Origin of the sequence: Micromonospora sp. NPDC049900, from assembly GCF_044461025.1 — a bacterium.
Classification (GTDB): Bacteria; Actinomycetota; Actinomycetes; order Mycobacteriales; family Micromonosporaceae; genus Micromonospora.
Map to the genome: position 1 here is coordinate 366,522 of NZ_JBITKM010000003.1, position 16,460 is coordinate 382,981.

The window sequence follows — 16,460 nt, forward strand, 5'->3', positions numbered from 1 at the left end:
GAGCTGAGCCGATACCCCGGGAGGCTGACATGGGCTTCGAGGACAAGTTCAACAACACCACCGAGAACACCACCGGCAAGGTGAAGGAAGGCGTCGGCCGGGCCACGGACAACGAGCAGTTGGAGGCCGAGGGCCGCGGCGACCAGATGCGCGCCAACATCAAGCAGGCGGGCGAGAAGATCAAGGACGCCTTCCGGAGCTGACCGGACCGCGCCACACGACACCGCCGGGCCGTATGTCGGCCCGGCGGTGTCGTGCGCGTCGATGATTTTCCGGATGTCGCCGGGAACCAACCCGGGCACCCGAGCGACCAATTCGGCGATGACTGCCGTGACCGACGAGATCAGCGGGTACGCGTTCGCCGCGGGGCGGGGCGACCAGGCCGCCGCCGCCGCGTTCGTGTGCGCCACGCAGCACGACGTACGGCGGTTCCTGGCGCACCTACCCGGGGTGCGGGAGGTCGACGACCTGGTCCAGGAGACGTACCTGCGGGCCTGGCGGGCGTTGCCCTCCTTCGCCGGCCGCTCCAGTGCCCGGACCTGGCTGCTCTCCATCGCCCGACGGGTCGCCGTCGACCAGGTGCGGGCGGCCGTGTCCCGGCCCCGCACCGCCAACCTCGCCGACTGGCAGTCCGCCGCCGAGGCGACCTCGGCCGGCGTCGAGGCCGCCGTGGACGAGCAGGTGGTGCTGCGCGGCCTGCTGGACGGGCTCGTGCACGAGCGGCGGGAGGCGTTCGTCGCCACCCAACTGCTGGGGCTCTCCTACGCCGAGGCGGCCCAGGTGTGTGACGTACCGGTCGGCACGATCCGGTCCCGGGTGGCCCGCGCCCGTGAGGACCTCGTCGCGGCGATGGACACCGCGACCCCGCTGCGACGTCGGGGCCGGGACGGCACCGCCGGCTGACGCGGTGCCGTACCGGCCCCCGCAGGGGCCGCGCCGTCAGGCAGCGCGGCGGTGGTCGCGGCCGTGCCGGGCCTGGGCCGAGTGCGGCGGGAGCAGCCGCAGCGGGGCGGGCTCGTCGACCTCGTCGAGGCGCAGCCGCCAGCGGGAGCGCTCGGGCCGCTGCCGGTCGGTCGGATCACCGGGGCGGCGCATACTGCGGGCCAGCAACACGGTGATCAGATAGCCGACCACCAGGAATCCGTGGCTGACCAGCCGTTCCACGGCGACCTGCGAGGCGACCAGATCGTTGACCGAGAGCAGGACCAGGGTGGCCACGAAGGCGCTGAGCATCGGCAGCAGCCCCGACGGTGCGGTCCGGCGCAACGCGACGAAGAGGAAACCGGCCCCGACCGCCACGTTCCAGGCGGCGGACTCGTGCCACAGGTGCTGGCCGGTGGCGTGCACGTGCTCAGCCACCTCGGCCCGGCCGACCTGCGCCAGCCCCAGCACCAGTTGCACGGCGCCCAGCAGGCCCAGTGACACGCGCAGCCCGGTGATCGTCCGAGCGCGTCCGGCCAGCGACGTGAACAGGGCACCGCGTGCCGTGACGGCGGCGAGCCGGACGCGCCAACCCGGACGCGGCGGCGGTGCGGCGGCCAGGATCGTCGCGGTCAGGTCCGGCAGCGCGGACACCACCTGGGTACGCGCCCGCCGGGTCACCGTCGCCGCCGTGTCCAGCCACGTCTGGCAGCCGGCGCACCTGCTCAGGTGCAGATCCACCCTGCGCTGCTCGTCTGCCGTCGCCTCGCCGTCCAACTGCGCCGAGAGAATCTCCCGCCACTGTTCACACCCCATGTATCCGTAGTCGCTCCCGGGCCCGGCATGGTTCCCGCCGGAACCGAAAGAGCCGAGGTCAGGACTTCGCCGGGGGGTGCGTATGTAAGGAGGGGTCCCCTGCTAACGCCTCGTGCATAGCAGGGGACCCCTCCTTACATACGGAACATCCGGATCAGGAGCCGCCCCGGGCGGCCCAGGCGTGCAGGGCGTCCCGGTCACCGGCCTCGTCGAGGTTGATCGCCGCCTCGATCAGAGCCAGGTGGGTGAACGCCTGCGGATAGTTGCCCAGCGCGGTCCCGTCGGCGTCGAGCTGTTCGGCGTACAGACCGAGCGGGCCCGCATAGCTGAGGAGCTGGTCGAACGCCTTGCGGGCCTCGTCCCGTCGACCGGCCAGCACCAGCGCCGAGACCAGCTCGAACGAGCAGAGCAGGAACGCGCCCTCCTCGCCGGGCAGCCCGTCGTCGGCCCGGTAGCGGCGCACCAGGGCGGGGCCGATCTCCAACTCCTGCCGGATCCGGTCGATGGTGGACTGCATCCGGGGGTCGTCGCCGGGCAGGAAACCGACCAGCGGGATGCGCAGCAGGGAGGCGTCCAGCTCGGTGGAGCCGTACGCCATCACGAAGCTGCCGACCTCCGGGTCGTACCCGCGTTCGAGCACCTCGGCGTGGACCGCGTCGCGAGCCGTACGCCAGTGTTCGACGTCCGCCGCCTCGTCGTCGAGCAGCTCGGCCAGCCGGATGCCCCGGTCCAGGCAGACCCAGGTCATCACCTTCGCGTTGACGTAGTGCTGGCGCGGCCCCCGGATCTCCCAGATGCCGTGGTCCGGCTCGTGCCACCGGTCGGCCATCACCTCGACGTGCTTGCGCAGCAACGCCCACTGCTCCCGGGTCAGCTCGCCGGTCAGCTCGTGGTACACCAGCGCAGCGTCCAGGATGTGCCCGTACGTATCGAACTGCACCTGCTCGACGGCCTCGTTGCCGACCCGGACCGGCCGGGAGCCGGCGTACCCCTCCAGATGCTCCAGCTCGCGTTCCTCGTCGATGTGGCCGTGGATGCCGATCAGCGGGGTGAGCAGGTCGCCGGTGCAGACGGAGATCAGGAAGTGCAGGTAGCGCCGACCCTCCTCGGCGTGCCCGAGGCGGAACAACGCGAGCAGCAGCAACGCCGAGTCCCGGTGCCAGGCGTACCGGTAGTCCCAGTTGCGGACCCCGCCGATGTGCTCGGGCAGGCTGGTGGTCGGCGCGGCGATCAACGCGCCGGTCTCGTCGAACGCGAGCCCGCGCAGCACCAGCGCGCTGTGCCGGACCTGGTCCGCGCCGAAGCCCGCGTAGTCGCTGCGGGTGGACCAGTCCTGCCAGGTCCGGCAGGTACGCGCCAGCAGCTCGTCGGCGTCGACGTCCCAGGTGGCGTCCTCGTCGTAGCCGACCAGCACGGCCGTCTGCTGACCGGCGGAGAGTTCCGCCTCGATCCGCAGCACCCCGCCGCCGCTCTCGGTGGGCAGGTCGGTGTGCACCCAGAGCGGGGTGTCGGCGGCCCGCCAGCGCCCGTCGACCTGTTCCCAGGTGGTGTCCCGGGCGCCGTGGTCGGGTCGGGGCCGGATCCGCAGGGCCAGCCGGACCGTGCCCTCCTCCACCGTCACCCGGCGTACCAGCACCTTGTCGGCGCGCAGCGGTTGGGCGGCGTCCCCCGGCGCCACCGCGAGGAAGTCCTTGACGACCGCGACCCCGTCGGGCGTCGACCACCGGCTCTCCAGCACCAGCGTGTCGGGCAGATACCGCCGGGTCGGGGTGTCGCAGCCGGCCACGGTGAGGTCGAGCGCGCCGCCGACCTCACGATCCAGCAGGCGGGCGAAGACGGCGTCACCGGCGAAGTGCGGCACGCAGAACCACTCGACCGCGCCGTCGGCGGCGACCAGCGCGGCGGTGTGGGTGTCGGAGAGGAAGGCGTACGAGTCGATCGGGGGATAGGTCATCGGCAGCTCCGCAGGACGTGGTTGTCGAATGGTCGGAAAAGACCGGTCCGGTGCCATGAATACCCAGCTCGCGGCGGGGGTAAGCGCCCGTCTTCGCCACCGAGAAGAGGACGTGATGCCCCGTTCGTTCGTGAACTGGTCCGGCAGCCTCTCCTTCACCCCCGGCGACGACGCCGAGCCGGCCGACGAGGACGAGGTCCGCGACCTGGTGCTGCGGGCCCGTGAGTCCGGCACCCACCTGCGGCCGGTCGGCTCGGGGCACTCGTCGAGCCCGCTGGTCCGCACCGACGGGACGCTGGTCAGCCTGGACCGGCTCGCCGGGGTCGTGCACCAGGACGGTGACCAGTTCACGGTCTGGGGCGGCACGCGGCTCAAGGCGCTCGGCGAGAGCCTCTACGACGCCGGCCTGGCGATGGAGAACCTCGGCGACGTCGACTACCAGTCGATCGCGGGTGCCACCGCCACCGGTACCCACGGCACCGGCGTCCGGTTCGGCAACCTCTCCACCCAGGTCGCCGGGGTGCGGCTGGTGACCGGCACCGGGGAGATCCTGGACATCTCGCCGACCAGCAACGCCGACCTGCTGCCCGCCGCGCGGCTCTCGCTCGGTGCCCTGGGCGTGGTCACCAGGATCACCATCGACGCGCAGCCCCGCTACGAACTGCGCCGACGGGCCTGGTGCGCGCCGGTCGACTGGACCCTGGACCACCTGGCCGAGTTACAGCACACCAACCGCAACATGGACTTCTACTGGTATCCGCGCAGCGACCTGACCCAGGTACGCACCATGAACCGCGCCGACGACCTGCCCGAGGGGCAGATGTGGGTGGCCCGCCAGGCGCTGGAGTCGACCCCGTGGACCGAACCCCGCGAGCTGGAGATCGGCCCGACCCACCGGACCATCCCCCAGGACCGGGACCTGCGCTTCGAGGAGATCGAGTACATGCTGCCGGCCGAGGCGTTCGCGGCCTGCTTCGCCGAGGTCCGCAAGCGGATCCTGGGCCGGCACCGGCGCGTCGTGGGCTGGCGGGTGCTGGTCCGCACCATCGCCGCCGACGACATCTGGCTCAGCAACGCGTACGACCGACCCACCACCACCATCGCCTGCCTCCAGAACACCTCGCTGCCGTACGAGGAGTACTTCCGCGACATGGAGGCGATCTTCCGGCAGTACGGCGGTCGACCGCACTGGGGCAAGAAGCACTGGCTGACCGCGCGGGAACTGCGTCCGATCTTCCCGCACTGGGACGACTTCCGGCAGGCGCGGCGTCGACTCGACCCGGACGGGGTGTTCCTCACCCCCGATCTGGCCCGACTGCTGGAGGAGACGTGATGGGACAGCTCGGCGGGCGCGTCTGGGTGGTGCCGGGCGGACACATCCCGCTCGACAGCAACGGACCGGAGCCGGAGTTCACCAGCTACGACAAGATCTGTGTGCTCAACACCGGCGACGCCGAGGCCCGGCTCACGCTCACCTTCTACTACGAGGACGCCGAGCCGGTCGGCCCGTACCGCTTCGTGGTGGCCGCCCGGCGGATCCGGCACGTACGCGTCAACGACCTGATCGATCCGGAGGCCGTGCGCCTGGACCGCCCGTACGGCTGCGTGGTGCACGCCTCGGAGCCGGTGGTGGTGCAGTTCCTGCGGCAGGACTCCCGGCTCCCGGGCACCGTCACGCTCACCGGCACCATGGCTCATCCGGCCGGGTAGGCCGGCGGTGAAAGGAAGGGTCCCCTGCTATACGCCAGGCGATAGCAGGGGACCCTTCCTTTCACCGCGGGTAGGGTGCGGGCCGTGACCGTGCTGCGTTCCGTGCTGCTGTTCGTGCTCGCCGCCGTCGCCGAGATCGGCGGGGCCTGGTTGGTGTGGCAGGGCTGGCGGGAGCATCGCGGACTCTGGTTCGTCGCCGCCGGAGTACTCGCCCTCGGGGCGTACGGCTTCGTCGCCACGTTCCAACCGGACCCGAACTTCGGGCGCATCCTGGCCGCGTACGGCGGGGTCTTCGTCGCCGGTTCACTGGCCTGGGGCATGATCTTCGATGGGTTCCGGCCGGATCGCTGGGACGTCACCGGCGCGGCGATCTGCCTGCTCGGCGTGGCCGTGATCATGTACGCGCCACGCGGCGCCTGACGGGTAGGAGACCTCGATGCGCCTGATCTTCGCCAGCCTGGCCTCGATCGGTCACGCCTATCCGATGATCCCGCTGGCCGTCGCCGCCCGCGAGGCCGGGCACGAGGTGCACTTCGCCGCCGGGGAGGCGGTACACGGCCCGCTGGCCGCGAACGGGCTGCGGCCGTTCCGCCCCGCCGACACGTTCTACGAGATGTACGCCGAGGACCTGGCGCCGGACCTGGAGCGGCTGGCACCGGACCTGGTGGTGCACGGCTGGGGCGTACCCGGGGCGGCCATCGCCGCCGCGCGGGCCGGCGTTCCCGGGCTCTGGCACGGCTTCGGCCGGATGTTTCCGCCGCACATCGGCCTGGAGTCGCCGACCGCGATCGCCGACGCACCCGGACGGCCGCACCTGGACATCTGCCCACCGTCGTTGCAGGACGCGACGTTCGCCGCGACGGCCGAGCGGATCGCGCTGCGGCCGGTGCCGTTCTCGGCGCCGGGGCCGACGCCGACCTGGGAGGACGACAGGTCGCTGCCGCTGGTCTATCTGACCTTCGGGACCGCCTTCGGTAACGCTGACCTGGTGACCACCGCCGTGGCCGGACTGGCCCGGCTGGGGACCCGGGTGGTGGTGGCCGCCGGACGGGTGCCGGTGGAGGAGATCGGCGTCGTACCAGCCGGCGTGGTGGTGTCGGCGTGGGTGCCGCAGGCGGAGGTGCTGCCCCGGGTGGACCTGGTGGTGCACCACGGCGGCAGCGGCACCACGCTCGGCGCACTCGCCGCCGGCGTGCCGCAACTGATCCTCCCGCAGGGCGCCGACCAGTTCGCCAACGCCGAGGCCGTGACCGCTGCCGGGGCGGGGCTGCGGTTGCGGCCCGACGAGGTGACCGCCGAGGCGGTCGCCGAGCAGGCCGCGCGCCTGCTGCCGCACGACACGGCGTATCGGGACGCGGCCACCGCGCTGGCGCGGGAGATCGCCGCGATGCCGGGGCCGGACGAGGTGGCGGGTCGGCTGTCGGAGTACGCCGGCTCCTGACGCGGTCGGGCCGCGCCGATCTCGGCCGTACGCCGGGTCGTCGTGGTCACGGCTGGGTCGGTACGCCGACAGGGGCTGGACCGGCGACACCTCCGCAGTGACCATAGGTAGCGGTCCGAACGCCTTCAGCGACGAAGCTGGTGGCCCTCGTCCGGTGCGTCTGACACCGGGCGTCGCGCCGTCCACCCGCCCCAGGAGGTACGCCCATGGCTGTCACCCCGACCCGACGTCGGGTCCGCGCCCCGCGCTCGGAGCCGACGGTCACCGAGTCGGTGCTGCCCGAGCTGCGGACCATGTGGTGGGAGACCGGGATGCGGGCCCGGACGGAGGCCGGTCTGTTCGCCGTCTTCGCCGAACTCCCCAAGCTGGTCTGGGCGGCGCTGCGGATCAGTTGGCGGGCCGATCGGCTGCGTACCTCGGTGGTGGCCGTGGCGACGGTCGGCGGGGGAGTGATGTCGGCGTTCGGGCTGCTGGCGACGCAGCGGGTGCTGGTCGAGTTGTTCGCCGGCGGGCCGACCGGGGACAAGGTGGTGGCGGCGCTGCCGGCGCTCGCGGTGCTGGCGGCGGCGACTGCGGTGCGGTCCGGCATGGCGATCGCCACCGGGTACGCGGTGAACGGCCTGACGCCCCGGGTCAGCCGGGAGGTGGAGCGGGGCCTGTTCGAGGTGACCACGGCGGTGCGGTTGGAGGCGTTCGACGCCGACGCGTTCGCCGACGACATGGAACGCGCGTCCCGGGGCACCGAGTCGGCGGTCAGCCTGGTGCCGGCCTCGATGAACCTGCTCGCGGGGCTGGTCGGGGTGGCGGCGGTGGCGGTGGCCGTGGTGGTGATCCACCCGTTGTTGCTGCTGGCGTTGCTGGTCGCCACGGTGCCGAACACCTGGGCGTCGCTGCGCGCCGGCCACCTGCACTACCGGACCTACATCGCCGGGTCGGTGCGGCGACGGCGGATGTGGTTGTTGCACCGGCTGATGGCCGAGCGGGACTCGGCACCGGAACTGCGCTCGTACGGGCTGCGCCGGTTCCTGCTCGACCAGCACGACCGGGTGATGGCGGTGGAGACCGACATCCAGCTCGCGTTGGCCCGTCAGGTCACCACGACCACCACGGTGGGCTCGGTGATCGGCGGTGTCGCCACCGGCCTGGTCTACGTCCTGCTCGGCCTGCTGCTCATCGACGGGCAGATCCCGCTCGCCGCCGCGGCGACCTGCGTGATCGCGGTGCAGGCGGCCCAGCGTTCGCTCTCGGTGATCACCTACCAGATCGACCGGGTCTACACCGAGGGGCAGCACTTCCGCGACTACACCGGCTTCATGACCCGGGCGGCCGGATACCTGCCGGAGCCGGTGGACGCCGTGCCGCCGGAGCGGTTGCGGGAGTTGACCGTCGACGGGGTGAGCCTGCGCTATCCGGACCGGGACGACCTGGCCGTCGACCGCGTGACGCTGACCGTCCAGGCGGGGCAGACCGTGGCGTTCGTCGGCGAGAACGGTTCCGGCAAGAGCACGCTCGCCGCGCTGATCGCCTCCCTGCGCAACCCCACCGAGGGGATGATCCGGTGGAACGGGCGGGTCCTGACCGAGTGGGACCGCGACGGCCTGCGCGATCGCATCGCCGTGGTCACGCAGGAGTACCACAAGTGGCCGTTCACCGCCGCCACGAACATCGCCATCGGTGACATCGAGGGCGAGGTGCGGCAGGACCGGATCGAGGCGGCGGCGGCCCGCGCGGTGGCCGACGAGATGATCCGCGAGTTGCCGTACGGATACGAGACGCTGCTCGACCGGACCTTCGCCAACGGGCAGGATCTCTCCGGCGGCCAGTGGCAGCGGATCACCGCCGCCCGGGGGTTTCTCCGCGACGCGGAACTGCTGGTGATGGACGAGCCCTCCTCGGCGCTCGATCCGAGGGCGGAGGATGCGCTGTTCCAGGCGATCCGCGACCGGCAGGGGCGGGCGACCACGATCCTCATCACGCACCGGCTGGCCAACGTCCGGCACGCCGACCGGATCTTCGTGCTGCACCACGGTCGCCTGGTCGAGTCCGGTACCCACGACGAACTGATGGCCGCCGCCGGTCGCTACGCCGAGCTGTTCACCCTCCAGGCCGCCGGGTACGCCCCGGCCGATCGGGTGCCCGGCCCGCGCCAGCACGGTACGTCGACTCCGAACGACGCCGGTGCCTGACCCTCGGATGTCTGGTTTAGCCATCTTTGCACCTTTAGGCACCGTAGGGTCCCTGTGAGGTTGGCGAGGTGGATGAGTCCGGAGGGGTGCATGTCGTTCGCGCGCTGGGGTCGCCCCACCGCCGCCACGGCGATGGCGGTCGTACTGACCGTGGGGCTGCTGGTCGCCCTGCCCGGCGCGGCGACGGCGGACGGCACCGTCCTGTTCGACCAGCCCTTCCGCAACAACACGGCGAACGGCGTCGGCGCGGTGGCGGTGCCGGGGGTGCCCTCGGGCACCAGCAGCAACAGCGCCTGCCTCAGCGCGTCCGGCAACAGCACCACCGGTCCGCTGCTGAGCTGCCCGACCAGCACCGACCCGCCGGGCAGCGGCAAGCTCCGGCTGACACCGGCCTCGTTGACCCGCCAGGGCGGCGTGTTCGGCGCGGTGAGCGTGCCCACGTCGCAGGGGCTGCACGTCACCTTCAACTCCTACCAGTACGGCGGCACCAGCCCGGGAGCCGACGGACTGGCCTTCGTGCTCGCCGCCGTGGACCCGGCCGACCCGCGCTCGCCGTCGATCATCGGCCAGCCGGGCGGGTCCTTGGGCTACTCGGCCGCCTTCAACGGCGGCTCGGTCGGCCTCTCCAACGGCTACCTGGGCATCGGCTTCGACGTCTACGGCAACTACAGCAACAGCGTCTACCAGGGCACCGGTTGCACCAACCCGCCGTACATCTCCACCACCGGCGGTCGGGTGCCGGGCCAGGTGGTGATCCGTGGGCCGGGCCGCAACGGCGTCGGCTACTGCGCGATCAACAGCACCGCCACCAGCACCTCCTCGTCGGCCATCGCGCTGCGGGCGAGCACCCGCACGGCCTCGGTGGTGCCGGTCGAGGTGGTCGCCAACACCACCGGGTCGGCGTACACCACCAGCACCGGGATCACCGTGCCGGCCGGGCAGTACGCGGTCCGGTTCACCCCGGTCGGCGGTACGGCCCGGACGCTGTCCGGCGCGCTACCGATGGTGTCGTCGAGCCTGTACCCGTCGCCGAACTGGCTGAACGCCAACGGCATCCCCCGGCAGCTCGCCTTCGGGTGGGTCGGCTCCACCGGCTCGGTCACCGACTTCCACGAGATCGACAACGCCCGGGCGGTCAGCTTCAACCAGGTGCCCGACCTGACCGTTACGCAGACCAGTTCGGTCGGGGCCAACCCGCAGCCCGGTGACCCGGTGACATACACGATCACGCCGCAGGTGCAGAGCGGCACCAGCGAACCGGCACCCGTCCTGGTCACCCAGACCACGCCGACCGGCGTGGTGCCGCGCGGCGCCTACGGCACCGGATGGTCCTGTGCCACACCCTCCGGGCAGAGCGTCACCTGCACGAACTCCAACGTGCCGTTCCCCGGCGGCAGTAATCTCCCGCCGATCACCGTGGTCGCCACCGTGACCGGGACCGCCGTGACACCGGCGCTGATCCAGACCGGCACGGTGGCCACCGCGTCGTCGATCGACGCGAGCCCCGGCTACACCTCGACCACCACCGCGGTCACCCCGCTGACCGCGCCGACCGGCCTGACCGTCAGCCCGGCGATCAGCCCCATCGCGGGCGGCGTCGCGGTCACCGTACGCGGCAGCAACCTCGCCGGTGCCACCGCGATCACCATCGGCACCGCCGACGAGCAGCGCACCGGTGCCTCGGTGGTGCTGCTGCCCTGCACCTCCGGCCCGGCCGCCGGCTGCTTCACCACCAACAGCGACGGCAGCCTGGCCATCTCCTCGCTGCCCGCCCGCAGCAGCGCCGCACCGGTGACCATCTCCGTGGCCACCCGAGGGGTCGCTGGCGCGGTCACCTTCGTCTACGCCTCCGCGCCGGCCACCCCGGCCACCCCCACGGCGGTCGCCGGCATCAGCAGCGCCACCGTGTCGTGGACCGTCCCGGCCGACAACGGCAGCCCGATCACCGGGTACGTGCTCACCCCGACCCGGGACGGCGTGACACAGCCGACGATCACCTTCGACGCCTCCACCACCACCCGTACGCTGACCGGGCTGACCACCTCGGCCCAGTACACCTTCCGGGTCGCGGCGATCAACGCCTACGGCACCGGTACGGCCAGCGCACCCTCGGCGCCGGTGGTGCCGTACACGCTGCCCGGCGTGCCCACCATCACCTCGGTCGCCGCCGGCACCAACGCCGCCGCGATCACCTGGACCGCGCCGGCCAACGGCGGTGCGGAGATCACCGGCTACCGGCTGACCCCGTACGTCGGCGGGGTGGCCCAGACACCGATCACCCTGCCGGCGTCGCCGACCTCCCGGACGGTGACCGGGCTGACCGCCGGCACCACGTACACCTTCCGGGTCGCGGCGATCAACGCCGCCGGCACCGGCCCCGACTCGGCGCAGTCGGCAGCGGTGACGGTCAACGCCTCGCCGACCCTGACCTTTCCGGCCCCGCCGAGCGGCAAGGTGTCCGAGCCGTACTCACAGCAGTTGACCGTGAACGGCGGGACCGCGCCGTTCACCTGGTCGCTGAGCAGCGGCTCGCTGCCGCCCGGACTGACCCTCGCCCCCGCCACCGGGCTGCTCTCCGGTACGCCGACCCAGGCGGGCACGTTCTCGTTCACGGTCCGGGTGACCGACTCGTACGACCAGTCCGCCACCCGGCCGGTGAGCCTGGTCATCGTCGCGCTGGCCGGGCTGCGGATCAGCGTGCCGTCTGCCGCGTCGATCGGTCGGGGCGTACCCGGCGCGTCGCTCGCGAACCGGCTCGGCCTGGTCACGGTCGTCGACGACCGGGGATCGAGCGCCGGCTCCTGGACCGCGACGGTGTCGGTCACGGCCTTCACCACCGGATCCGGCACACCCGGTGAGACCATCCCGCGCTCCGCCGTCCGGTACGCGTCGGGCACGGCGGTGAGCACCACCGGCTCCGGCGTCTTCCTGCCGCAGCCCGGTGCGGTGCTGGACGTGCCGCGTACCGCCGCGGCCTGGTCCGGCCTGACCGGCGCCAACTCGGCGAGCTGGAATCCCACCCTGTCGGTGACGCTGCCGACAAGCGCGGTGACCGGCGGCTACCGCGCCACCGTGACCCACTCGGTCATCTGACCCGCCGCCGCCCGAGGACGCCGAGGATCCCGCCGACGGCGATCAGCAGGGCGGCCAGCGCCAGCATCGGCCCCGGGCCGGAGTCCGAACCGGTGACCGGTAGTGGCTGCCGAGACGGGTGCGGCGTCGGCTGCCAGGTCGGGTGCGGCGGCTCGGTCGGGTGCGGTGTCGGCTGTGGGTCGGGCGTCGGGCTGCCGGTCGGCGAGGGCAGCACCTCGAAGTAGACGCCGGTCGAGCCCGGGGGCGGGGTGGCGGCCGAGGACCCTGCCGCAGCGGCCAGCGCGGCTCGTCCCGCGACAGTCGACGCGGTCGGTTGGGCCGAGGCCGCCGGTGCGGGCGTGGCCACGGCGATCGCGACCAGGCCCGCGGCGACCATCAGGCCGGAACGTGTCGAGCGGGCAGTGCGGCCCCGGACCATCATCACGACCTCCTGCGGCGTACGCGCCGGTCCCCGAGAGCAGAGGCCGGGATACGTACATCGTCGGTAATGTGAATCTGATCCTATATGACTGTTTATGGAGTATTCTCGGTTTCCTGACGGTGGCACGACGAGGTCCGGCCGCCCGATCGGACGGCCGGACCCCGTTGCCGCTCACCAACCCCGCACCCCACCCCACCCCACCCCACCCCACCCCGCCCCGCCCCGTCGCGTCGCGTCGCGTCGATCATGGAGTTGTGGCGCTTGTCTTGTCATCTTTCGCGACTTATGTGAGTGCCACAGCTCCATGATCGACGGTCAGAACCGAGGATGCGGAGGGTCGGGCCAGTGGTGTCGCGGCGGATTACGGCGTCGCGGTGGGCGGGGGGTGCGGGGCGGGGCGGTGGGGGCCTGCGCCGGTGGGCTCAGCCGAAGGGGCCGCGCCGATGCGTCGGGATCGCGAGGGCGCGGCGGCGGGCGAGGTGCCGGGCGGCGAGTGTGCCGACGGCGGCCACCGCGACCAGCGTGCCGAGCGTGTAGGGCAGCCAGCCCGGCATCGAGCTGTCCATCGTGGCGCGGGTGCCGACCGGCAGCGAGATCCGCCCGTCGGCGGTCCGTTCCACCACACCGCTGGACAGTGCCAGCCGCGCGTTCCAGACGCCGGCCGGTAGGGACTCGTTGACCTCGATGCGGACCTGTCCGCTCTGTCCGGGCAGGATGGTCACCCCGTTGGTCACCTTGAACGGTCCCGCCCGGATCGAGTCCTTGGTCAGGCGCAGGGTGCCGGTCATGTCCAACGCTCGACCGCCGGTGTTGGTCACCCGCGCGGTCACCACCGGGAACTCGCCGGTGCCGGGCTCGGCGGCCACCTCGTCGATGCGGAAGTCGGTCGGCGGTTCGCCGCCCGGGCCGACGTCGAGATAGAGCCGGATGCCCACCCGGTGCACCTGGATGACGTTGTCGCCCTGCCGCGGTTCGCTGGACACCTGGGCCCAGATGGCCGCGTACCGCTCGCCCTCGGACGCGGTCCGGGGCACCTCGACGTCGACCTCGACCGGCGCGCGTTCGCCCGGAGCGAGGTCGAGAACGGTTGCGCCGAGGCTGATCCAGTCGCTCAGCTCGTTGCTCTCGCGCCCCTCCGGGATGGTGAAGGCGTTGTTCTCGATGGCGGCGGCCCCGGCGTACAGCTCGATCTGCTGTCGCTCGGACGATTCGTTGCTGACCTCGACCCGGCGGGTGATCGTGGCTCCGGGCTTGAGGTGGTCGATGATGTAGACCCGGGCCCGGGGGTCGTCGGCCCGTTTGACCGGGATGTCCATCAGGCGGATGCCGATGCCGTCCCGCGAGGCGGCCTGCGCGTGCTGCGGCAGGGGAAGGGCCTGCGTGCGCTCCTGCGCGGCAACGGCCGGAGCCGCCGGCACTCCGAGCGCCACGAGGGCGACGGAGGCCAGCGGCACCAGCCGGCCGAGGAGCCTAGGCCACCGAATGTGTCACCGTCCCGCGGTAGCTGCCCTGCACCGTGCCGGGCGGGATGTTCACCACCAGGGTGGGATTCCAGGTGGCGAAGTTGTTGCCGGTGCCGCCGGTTTTGGTGAACGCGGCACGCGGCACGTTGATGATCTGCGCGGCGCCCGCGTTCGGCTGGCCGGGCGTGAAGGTGCCGCTGCCGGCCGTGGCAGTGGCCGGGCCCGACCAGTAGCTGACGTTGATGTTCGGGATCGTCTCGCCGGAGCTGCCGCCGCCGGTGGTGAAGTCGGTCGAGATGACGGAGGCGGTCCAGTTCGGGGTGAGTGAGCCGCGCTGGTCGAGCACCGTGACCGGACCGAGCAGGCCGGAGACCGAGCTGCCCTCGACACCGTGGCCGATGTTCGCCGTCGCGGGGACGGTGATCGACAGGCCGCCAGCGGCGTCGACGGTCAGCGTGACGATGGTGTCCTCCGCGAGGGCGGGGGCGGCGAACGCGGTGGACGCGGCCACACCCGCCAGGGCGGCGGCGAGGAATCTCTTTCGCATCAAGGCTCCTTCGGTACTGCGGTGACTGGTGGAGGCGGCATGTGAAGGCTATGAGGCGAATGATCCCGTAAAGCGCAGGTTGAGGAGTCAGAACTCTAATGGGTTATAAGTCCGGTTAGCGGGGAGAGTTTGTCCGCTCCGGGCGCGGGAACGTGGAGCGGTACCGACAGTCAGGAGCAGGGCATGAGTCAACCGGTGCGCGGCGAGCCCGTCGGCGAACTGGAACTCGTCCACACCTTCACCGGGCCGATGCCGACCGGGGTGAGCGTCTCGCACACCGGTCGGATCTTCGTGAACTTCCCTCGCTGGGGCGACGAGGTCCCGGCCACCGTGGTCGAGTTGCGCGACGGTGCCGAGGTGCCGTACCCGGACCCGGAGTGGAACCAGCCGGGTGCCGACGACGACGCGGGGGCGTTCGTCTCGGTGCAGAGCATCGTGGTCGATCCGGCCGACCGGCTCTGGGTGCTCGACACCGGCAGCCCGATGTTCCAGCCCACCCGGCCCGGCGGCCCCAAACTCGTCCGCGTCGACCTGGCCACCGACACGGTCGCCCAGGTGATCACGTTTCCGCCGGACGTGGCACTGCCCACCAGCTACCTCAACGACGTACGGTTCGACCTGCGGCGCGGGGCCGCCGGGATCGCGTACGTCACCGACTCGGCGGTGACTGGGGCGAACGGGATCATCGTGGTGGACCTCGACACCGGGGCCTCGTGGCGGCGGCTGCACGAGCACCCGTCCACCAAGCCGGAGCCGCTGTCCCGCTTCCGGCCGGTGGTGGAGGGGCGGCCGTTCCTGGAGCGGCCGGCGGACGGGCCGCCGAAGCCGGTCACCGTCGGCTCGGACGGCATCGCCATCTCCGCCGACGGGACCCGGCTCCACTACTGCGCCCTCGCCTCACGCCAGTGGTACAGCGTGGCCACCGACGCGCTGGTGGACGTCTCCCTCGGTGAGGACGAGGTGGCCGCCACGGTGCGGCACGAGGGCGACAAGGGCACCGGGTCGGACGGCCTGGAGAGCGACGACGCCGGCCGGCTCTACCTGACCTCGTACGAGCACAACGCGGTGCTGCGCCGTCGGACCGACGGCGACTACGAGACGGTGGTGCACGATCCGCGCCTGCTCTGGCCCGACACCCTGTCGGTGGCCGTGGACGGCTACCTCTACGTGACCGCCAACCAACTCCACCGGCAGGCCACCTACCAGCGCGGCGAGGACCTGCGCCGCAAGCCGTACGCGCTGTTCCGGACCCGGATCGACGCCGGACCGGTGCTGTTGCGCTGAGCCGGACCGAACTACCCGGCGGCGCGGCGACGGCGCAGCAGGAACACCGCCGCACCGACGGCCAGGAGGGCCAGCACCCCGGCGCCGACCAGCAGCCCGACCGGGGCCGAGTCGTCGTCGGTGCCGCTCGCGGCGGGGCTGGCGGAGACGGTCGGTGCGGCCGACGGCGTCGTCTCGGTCGGCTCCGGGCTGGGAGTGGGGCTCGGGGTCGGGGTCGGCTCGGCGGTGGCGGTCGGGTCGGCCACGGTGAACTCGTACGACCCCTGCACCGGGTGCCCGTCGGCGGAGACGATCCGGTACGCCACCGTGTAGACGCCGTTGACCAGCGGCTCGTCGATGGTGACCGTGCCCTTGGTGCCGTCCACCTCCGGTTCGCTGGTGGCCACCTTCTTCTTGTCCGCGTCACTGAGCGTGATCGTGGTGTAGTCGGGGTTCAGCCTCTGGAGGAACTGGAGGGTGACCTTGGTCGGCGCCTTGGTGACCTCGGCGTCCTGCGCCGGGGTGGCCTTGGTCAGCACGTTGTGCGCGTACGCGGGTGAGGCGGGCGTGGCCATCAGCGTGGTGGCGGCCAGCAACGAGGCGGCCAGTGCGGCGGTGACCCGGTGGCGCAGGCGGGTGGACATG

Annotated in this window: 15 protein-coding genes; 9 read left to right on the forward strand and 6 right to left on the reverse strand. The window is 72.2% G+C overall.

The features are described from left to right. Window positions 1–29: 29 nt before the first annotated feature. Both ACIBMZ_RS10025 and ACIBMZ_RS10030 read left to right on the forward strand, forming a co-directional pair. Window positions 30–203 carry a CsbD family protein gene (locus ACIBMZ_RS10025; protein ID WP_396692211.1) on the forward strand — a complete coding sequence of 58 codons (174 nt, stop codon included), beginning with the start codon at window positions 30–32 and terminating at the stop codon, window positions 201–203. Between the two features lie 118 nt (window positions 204–321). After that, the gene (locus ACIBMZ_RS10030; protein WP_396692212.1) at window positions 322–903 is read left to right on the forward strand and encodes a sigma-70 family RNA polymerase sigma factor; all 582 of its coding nucleotides are present in this window, start codon (window positions 322–324) and stop codon (window positions 901–903) included. Between the two features lie 36 nt (window positions 904–939). Here ACIBMZ_RS10030 and ACIBMZ_RS10035 read toward each other — a convergent pair whose 3' ends face one another. Next, the gene (locus ACIBMZ_RS10035) at window positions 940–1,737 is read right to left on the reverse strand and encodes a zf-HC2 domain-containing protein (RefSeq protein WP_396692213.1); all 798 of its coding nucleotides are present in this window, start codon (window positions 1,735–1,737) and stop codon (window positions 940–942) included. A 154-nt stretch (window positions 1,738–1,891) separates the two neighbouring features. Continuing rightward, on the reverse strand, window positions 1,892–3,691 hold the full coding sequence (locus ACIBMZ_RS10040) for a glycoside hydrolase family 15 protein (RefSeq protein WP_396692214.1): 1,800 nt from the start codon (window positions 3,689–3,691) through the stop codon (window positions 1,892–1,894). Window positions 3,692–3,806: 115 nt separating this feature from the next. Here ACIBMZ_RS10040 and ACIBMZ_RS10045 point away from each other — a divergent pair, with 115 nt between their 5' ends. The 6 genes from ACIBMZ_RS10045 (at window position 3,807) to ACIBMZ_RS10070 (ending at window position 12,121) form a co-directional block, all read left to right on the forward strand. After that, complete coding sequence (locus ACIBMZ_RS10045) at window positions 3,807–5,024, forward strand: D-arabinono-1,4-lactone oxidase (protein ID WP_396692215.1); 1,218 nt, start codon at window positions 3,807–3,809, stop codon at window positions 5,022–5,024. Next, window positions 5,024–5,401 carry a sensory rhodopsin transducer gene (locus ACIBMZ_RS10050; RefSeq protein WP_396692216.1) on the forward strand — a complete coding sequence of 126 codons (378 nt, stop codon included), beginning with the start codon at window positions 5,024–5,026 and terminating at the stop codon, window positions 5,399–5,401. The genes ACIBMZ_RS10045 and ACIBMZ_RS10050 overlap by 1 nt, the downstream gene beginning before the upstream one ends. Before the next feature lie 84 nt (window positions 5,402–5,485). Further along, a complete protein-coding gene (locus ACIBMZ_RS10055; RefSeq protein WP_350696092.1) occupies window positions 5,486–5,821 on the forward strand; it encodes a YnfA family protein in 336 nt (111 codons plus the stop codon). Window positions 5,822–5,837: 16 nt separating this feature from the next. After that, window positions 5,838–6,842, forward strand: coding sequence for a glycosyltransferase (locus ACIBMZ_RS10060; protein ID WP_396692217.1), 1,005 nt, complete (start codon window positions 5,838–5,840; stop codon window positions 6,840–6,842). Between the two features lie 206 nt (window positions 6,843–7,048). After that, window positions 7,049–9,028, forward strand: coding sequence for an ABC transporter ATP-binding protein (locus ACIBMZ_RS10065; protein WP_396692218.1), 1,980 nt, complete (start codon window positions 7,049–7,051; stop codon window positions 9,026–9,028). A 90-nt stretch (window positions 9,029–9,118) separates the two neighbouring features. Next, entirely contained in the window at window positions 9,119–12,121 is a 3,003-nt protein-coding gene (locus ACIBMZ_RS10070; RefSeq protein WP_396692219.1) for a fibronectin type III domain-containing protein, read from the forward strand. On the opposite strand, the gene ACIBMZ_RS10075 is transcribed toward ACIBMZ_RS10070, so the two are convergent. From ACIBMZ_RS10075 to ACIBMZ_RS10085, 3 genes are all read right to left on the reverse strand, one after another. Further along, window positions 12,114–12,497, reverse strand: a complete 384-nt coding sequence (locus ACIBMZ_RS10075) for a hypothetical protein (RefSeq protein WP_396692220.1) — start codon at window positions 12,495–12,497, stop codon at window positions 12,114–12,116. The two genes, ACIBMZ_RS10070 and ACIBMZ_RS10075, sit on opposite strands and share 8 nt — an antisense overlap. A 467-nt stretch (window positions 12,498–12,964) precedes the next feature. Next, entirely contained in the window at window positions 12,965–13,996 is a 1,032-nt protein-coding gene (locus tag ACIBMZ_RS10080; RefSeq protein WP_396692221.1) for a hypothetical protein, read from the reverse strand. A 16-nt stretch (window positions 13,997–14,012) separates the two neighbouring features. Next, window positions 14,013–14,552: a hypothetical protein gene (locus ACIBMZ_RS10085; protein ID WP_396692222.1), complete on the reverse strand. Its 540-nt coding sequence runs from the start codon at window positions 14,550–14,552 to the stop codon at window positions 14,013–14,015. Window positions 14,553–14,735: 183 nt separating this feature from the next. On the opposite strand from ACIBMZ_RS10085, the gene ACIBMZ_RS10090 reads away from it, so the two are divergent. Further along, a complete protein-coding gene (locus ACIBMZ_RS10090; RefSeq protein ID WP_396692223.1) occupies window positions 14,736–15,836 on the forward strand; it encodes an L-dopachrome tautomerase-related protein in 1,101 nt (366 codons plus the stop codon). Window positions 15,837–15,847: 11 nt separating this feature from the next. On the opposite strand, the gene ACIBMZ_RS10095 is transcribed toward ACIBMZ_RS10090, so the two are convergent. Then, window positions 15,848–16,459: a copper resistance protein CopC gene (locus ACIBMZ_RS10095; RefSeq protein WP_396692224.1), complete on the reverse strand. Its 612-nt coding sequence runs from the start codon at window positions 16,457–16,459 to the stop codon at window positions 15,848–15,850. Window position 16,460: the final 1 nt, after the last annotated feature.

Bases quoted from the DNA above. Each gene is read 5' to 3' on its own strand.
- ACIBMZ_RS10045 (WP_396692215.1), top strand. From the start codon at position 3,807: ATGCCCCGTTCGTTCGTGAACTGGTCCGGCAGCCTCTCCTTCACCCCC.
- ACIBMZ_RS10050 (WP_396692216.1), top strand. From the start codon at position 5,024: ATGGGACAGCTCGGCGGGCGCGTCTGGGTGGTGCCGGGCGGACACATC.
- ACIBMZ_RS10065 (WP_396692218.1), top strand. From the start codon at position 7,049: ATGGCTGTCACCCCGACCCGACGTCGGGTCCGCGCCCCGCGCTCGGAG.
- ACIBMZ_RS10060 (WP_396692217.1), top strand. From the start codon at position 5,838: ATGCGCCTGATCTTCGCCAGCCTGGCCTCGATCGGTCACGCCTATCCG.
- ACIBMZ_RS10025 (WP_396692211.1), top strand. From the start codon at position 30: ATGGGCTTCGAGGACAAGTTCAACAACACCACCGAGAACACCACCGGC.
- ACIBMZ_RS10075 (WP_396692220.1), bottom strand. From the start codon at position 12,497: ATGGTCGCCGCGGGCCTGGTCGCGATCGCCGTGGCCACGCCCGCACCG.
- ACIBMZ_RS10035 (WP_396692213.1), bottom strand. From the start codon at position 1,737: ATGGGGTGTGAACAGTGGCGGGAGATTCTCTCGGCGCAGTTGGACGGC.
- ACIBMZ_RS10030 (WP_396692212.1), top strand. From the start codon at position 322: ATGACTGCCGTGACCGACGAGATCAGCGGGTACGCGTTCGCCGCGGGG.
- ACIBMZ_RS10085 (WP_396692222.1), bottom strand. From the start codon at position 14,552: ATGCGAAAGAGATTCCTCGCCGCCGCCCTGGCGGGTGTGGCCGCGTCC.
- ACIBMZ_RS10090 (WP_396692223.1), top strand. From the start codon at position 14,736: ATGAGTCAACCGGTGCGCGGCGAGCCCGTCGGCGAACTGGAACTCGTC.
- ACIBMZ_RS10040 (WP_396692214.1), bottom strand. From the start codon at position 3,691: ATGACCTATCCCCCGATCGACTCGTACGCCTTCCTCTCCGACACCCAC.
- ACIBMZ_RS10070 (WP_396692219.1), top strand. From the start codon at position 9,119: ATGTCGTTCGCGCGCTGGGGTCGCCCCACCGCCGCCACGGCGATGGCG.
- ACIBMZ_RS10095 (WP_396692224.1), bottom strand. From the start codon at position 16,459: ATGTCCACCCGCCTGCGCCACCGGGTCACCGCCGCACTGGCCGCCTCG.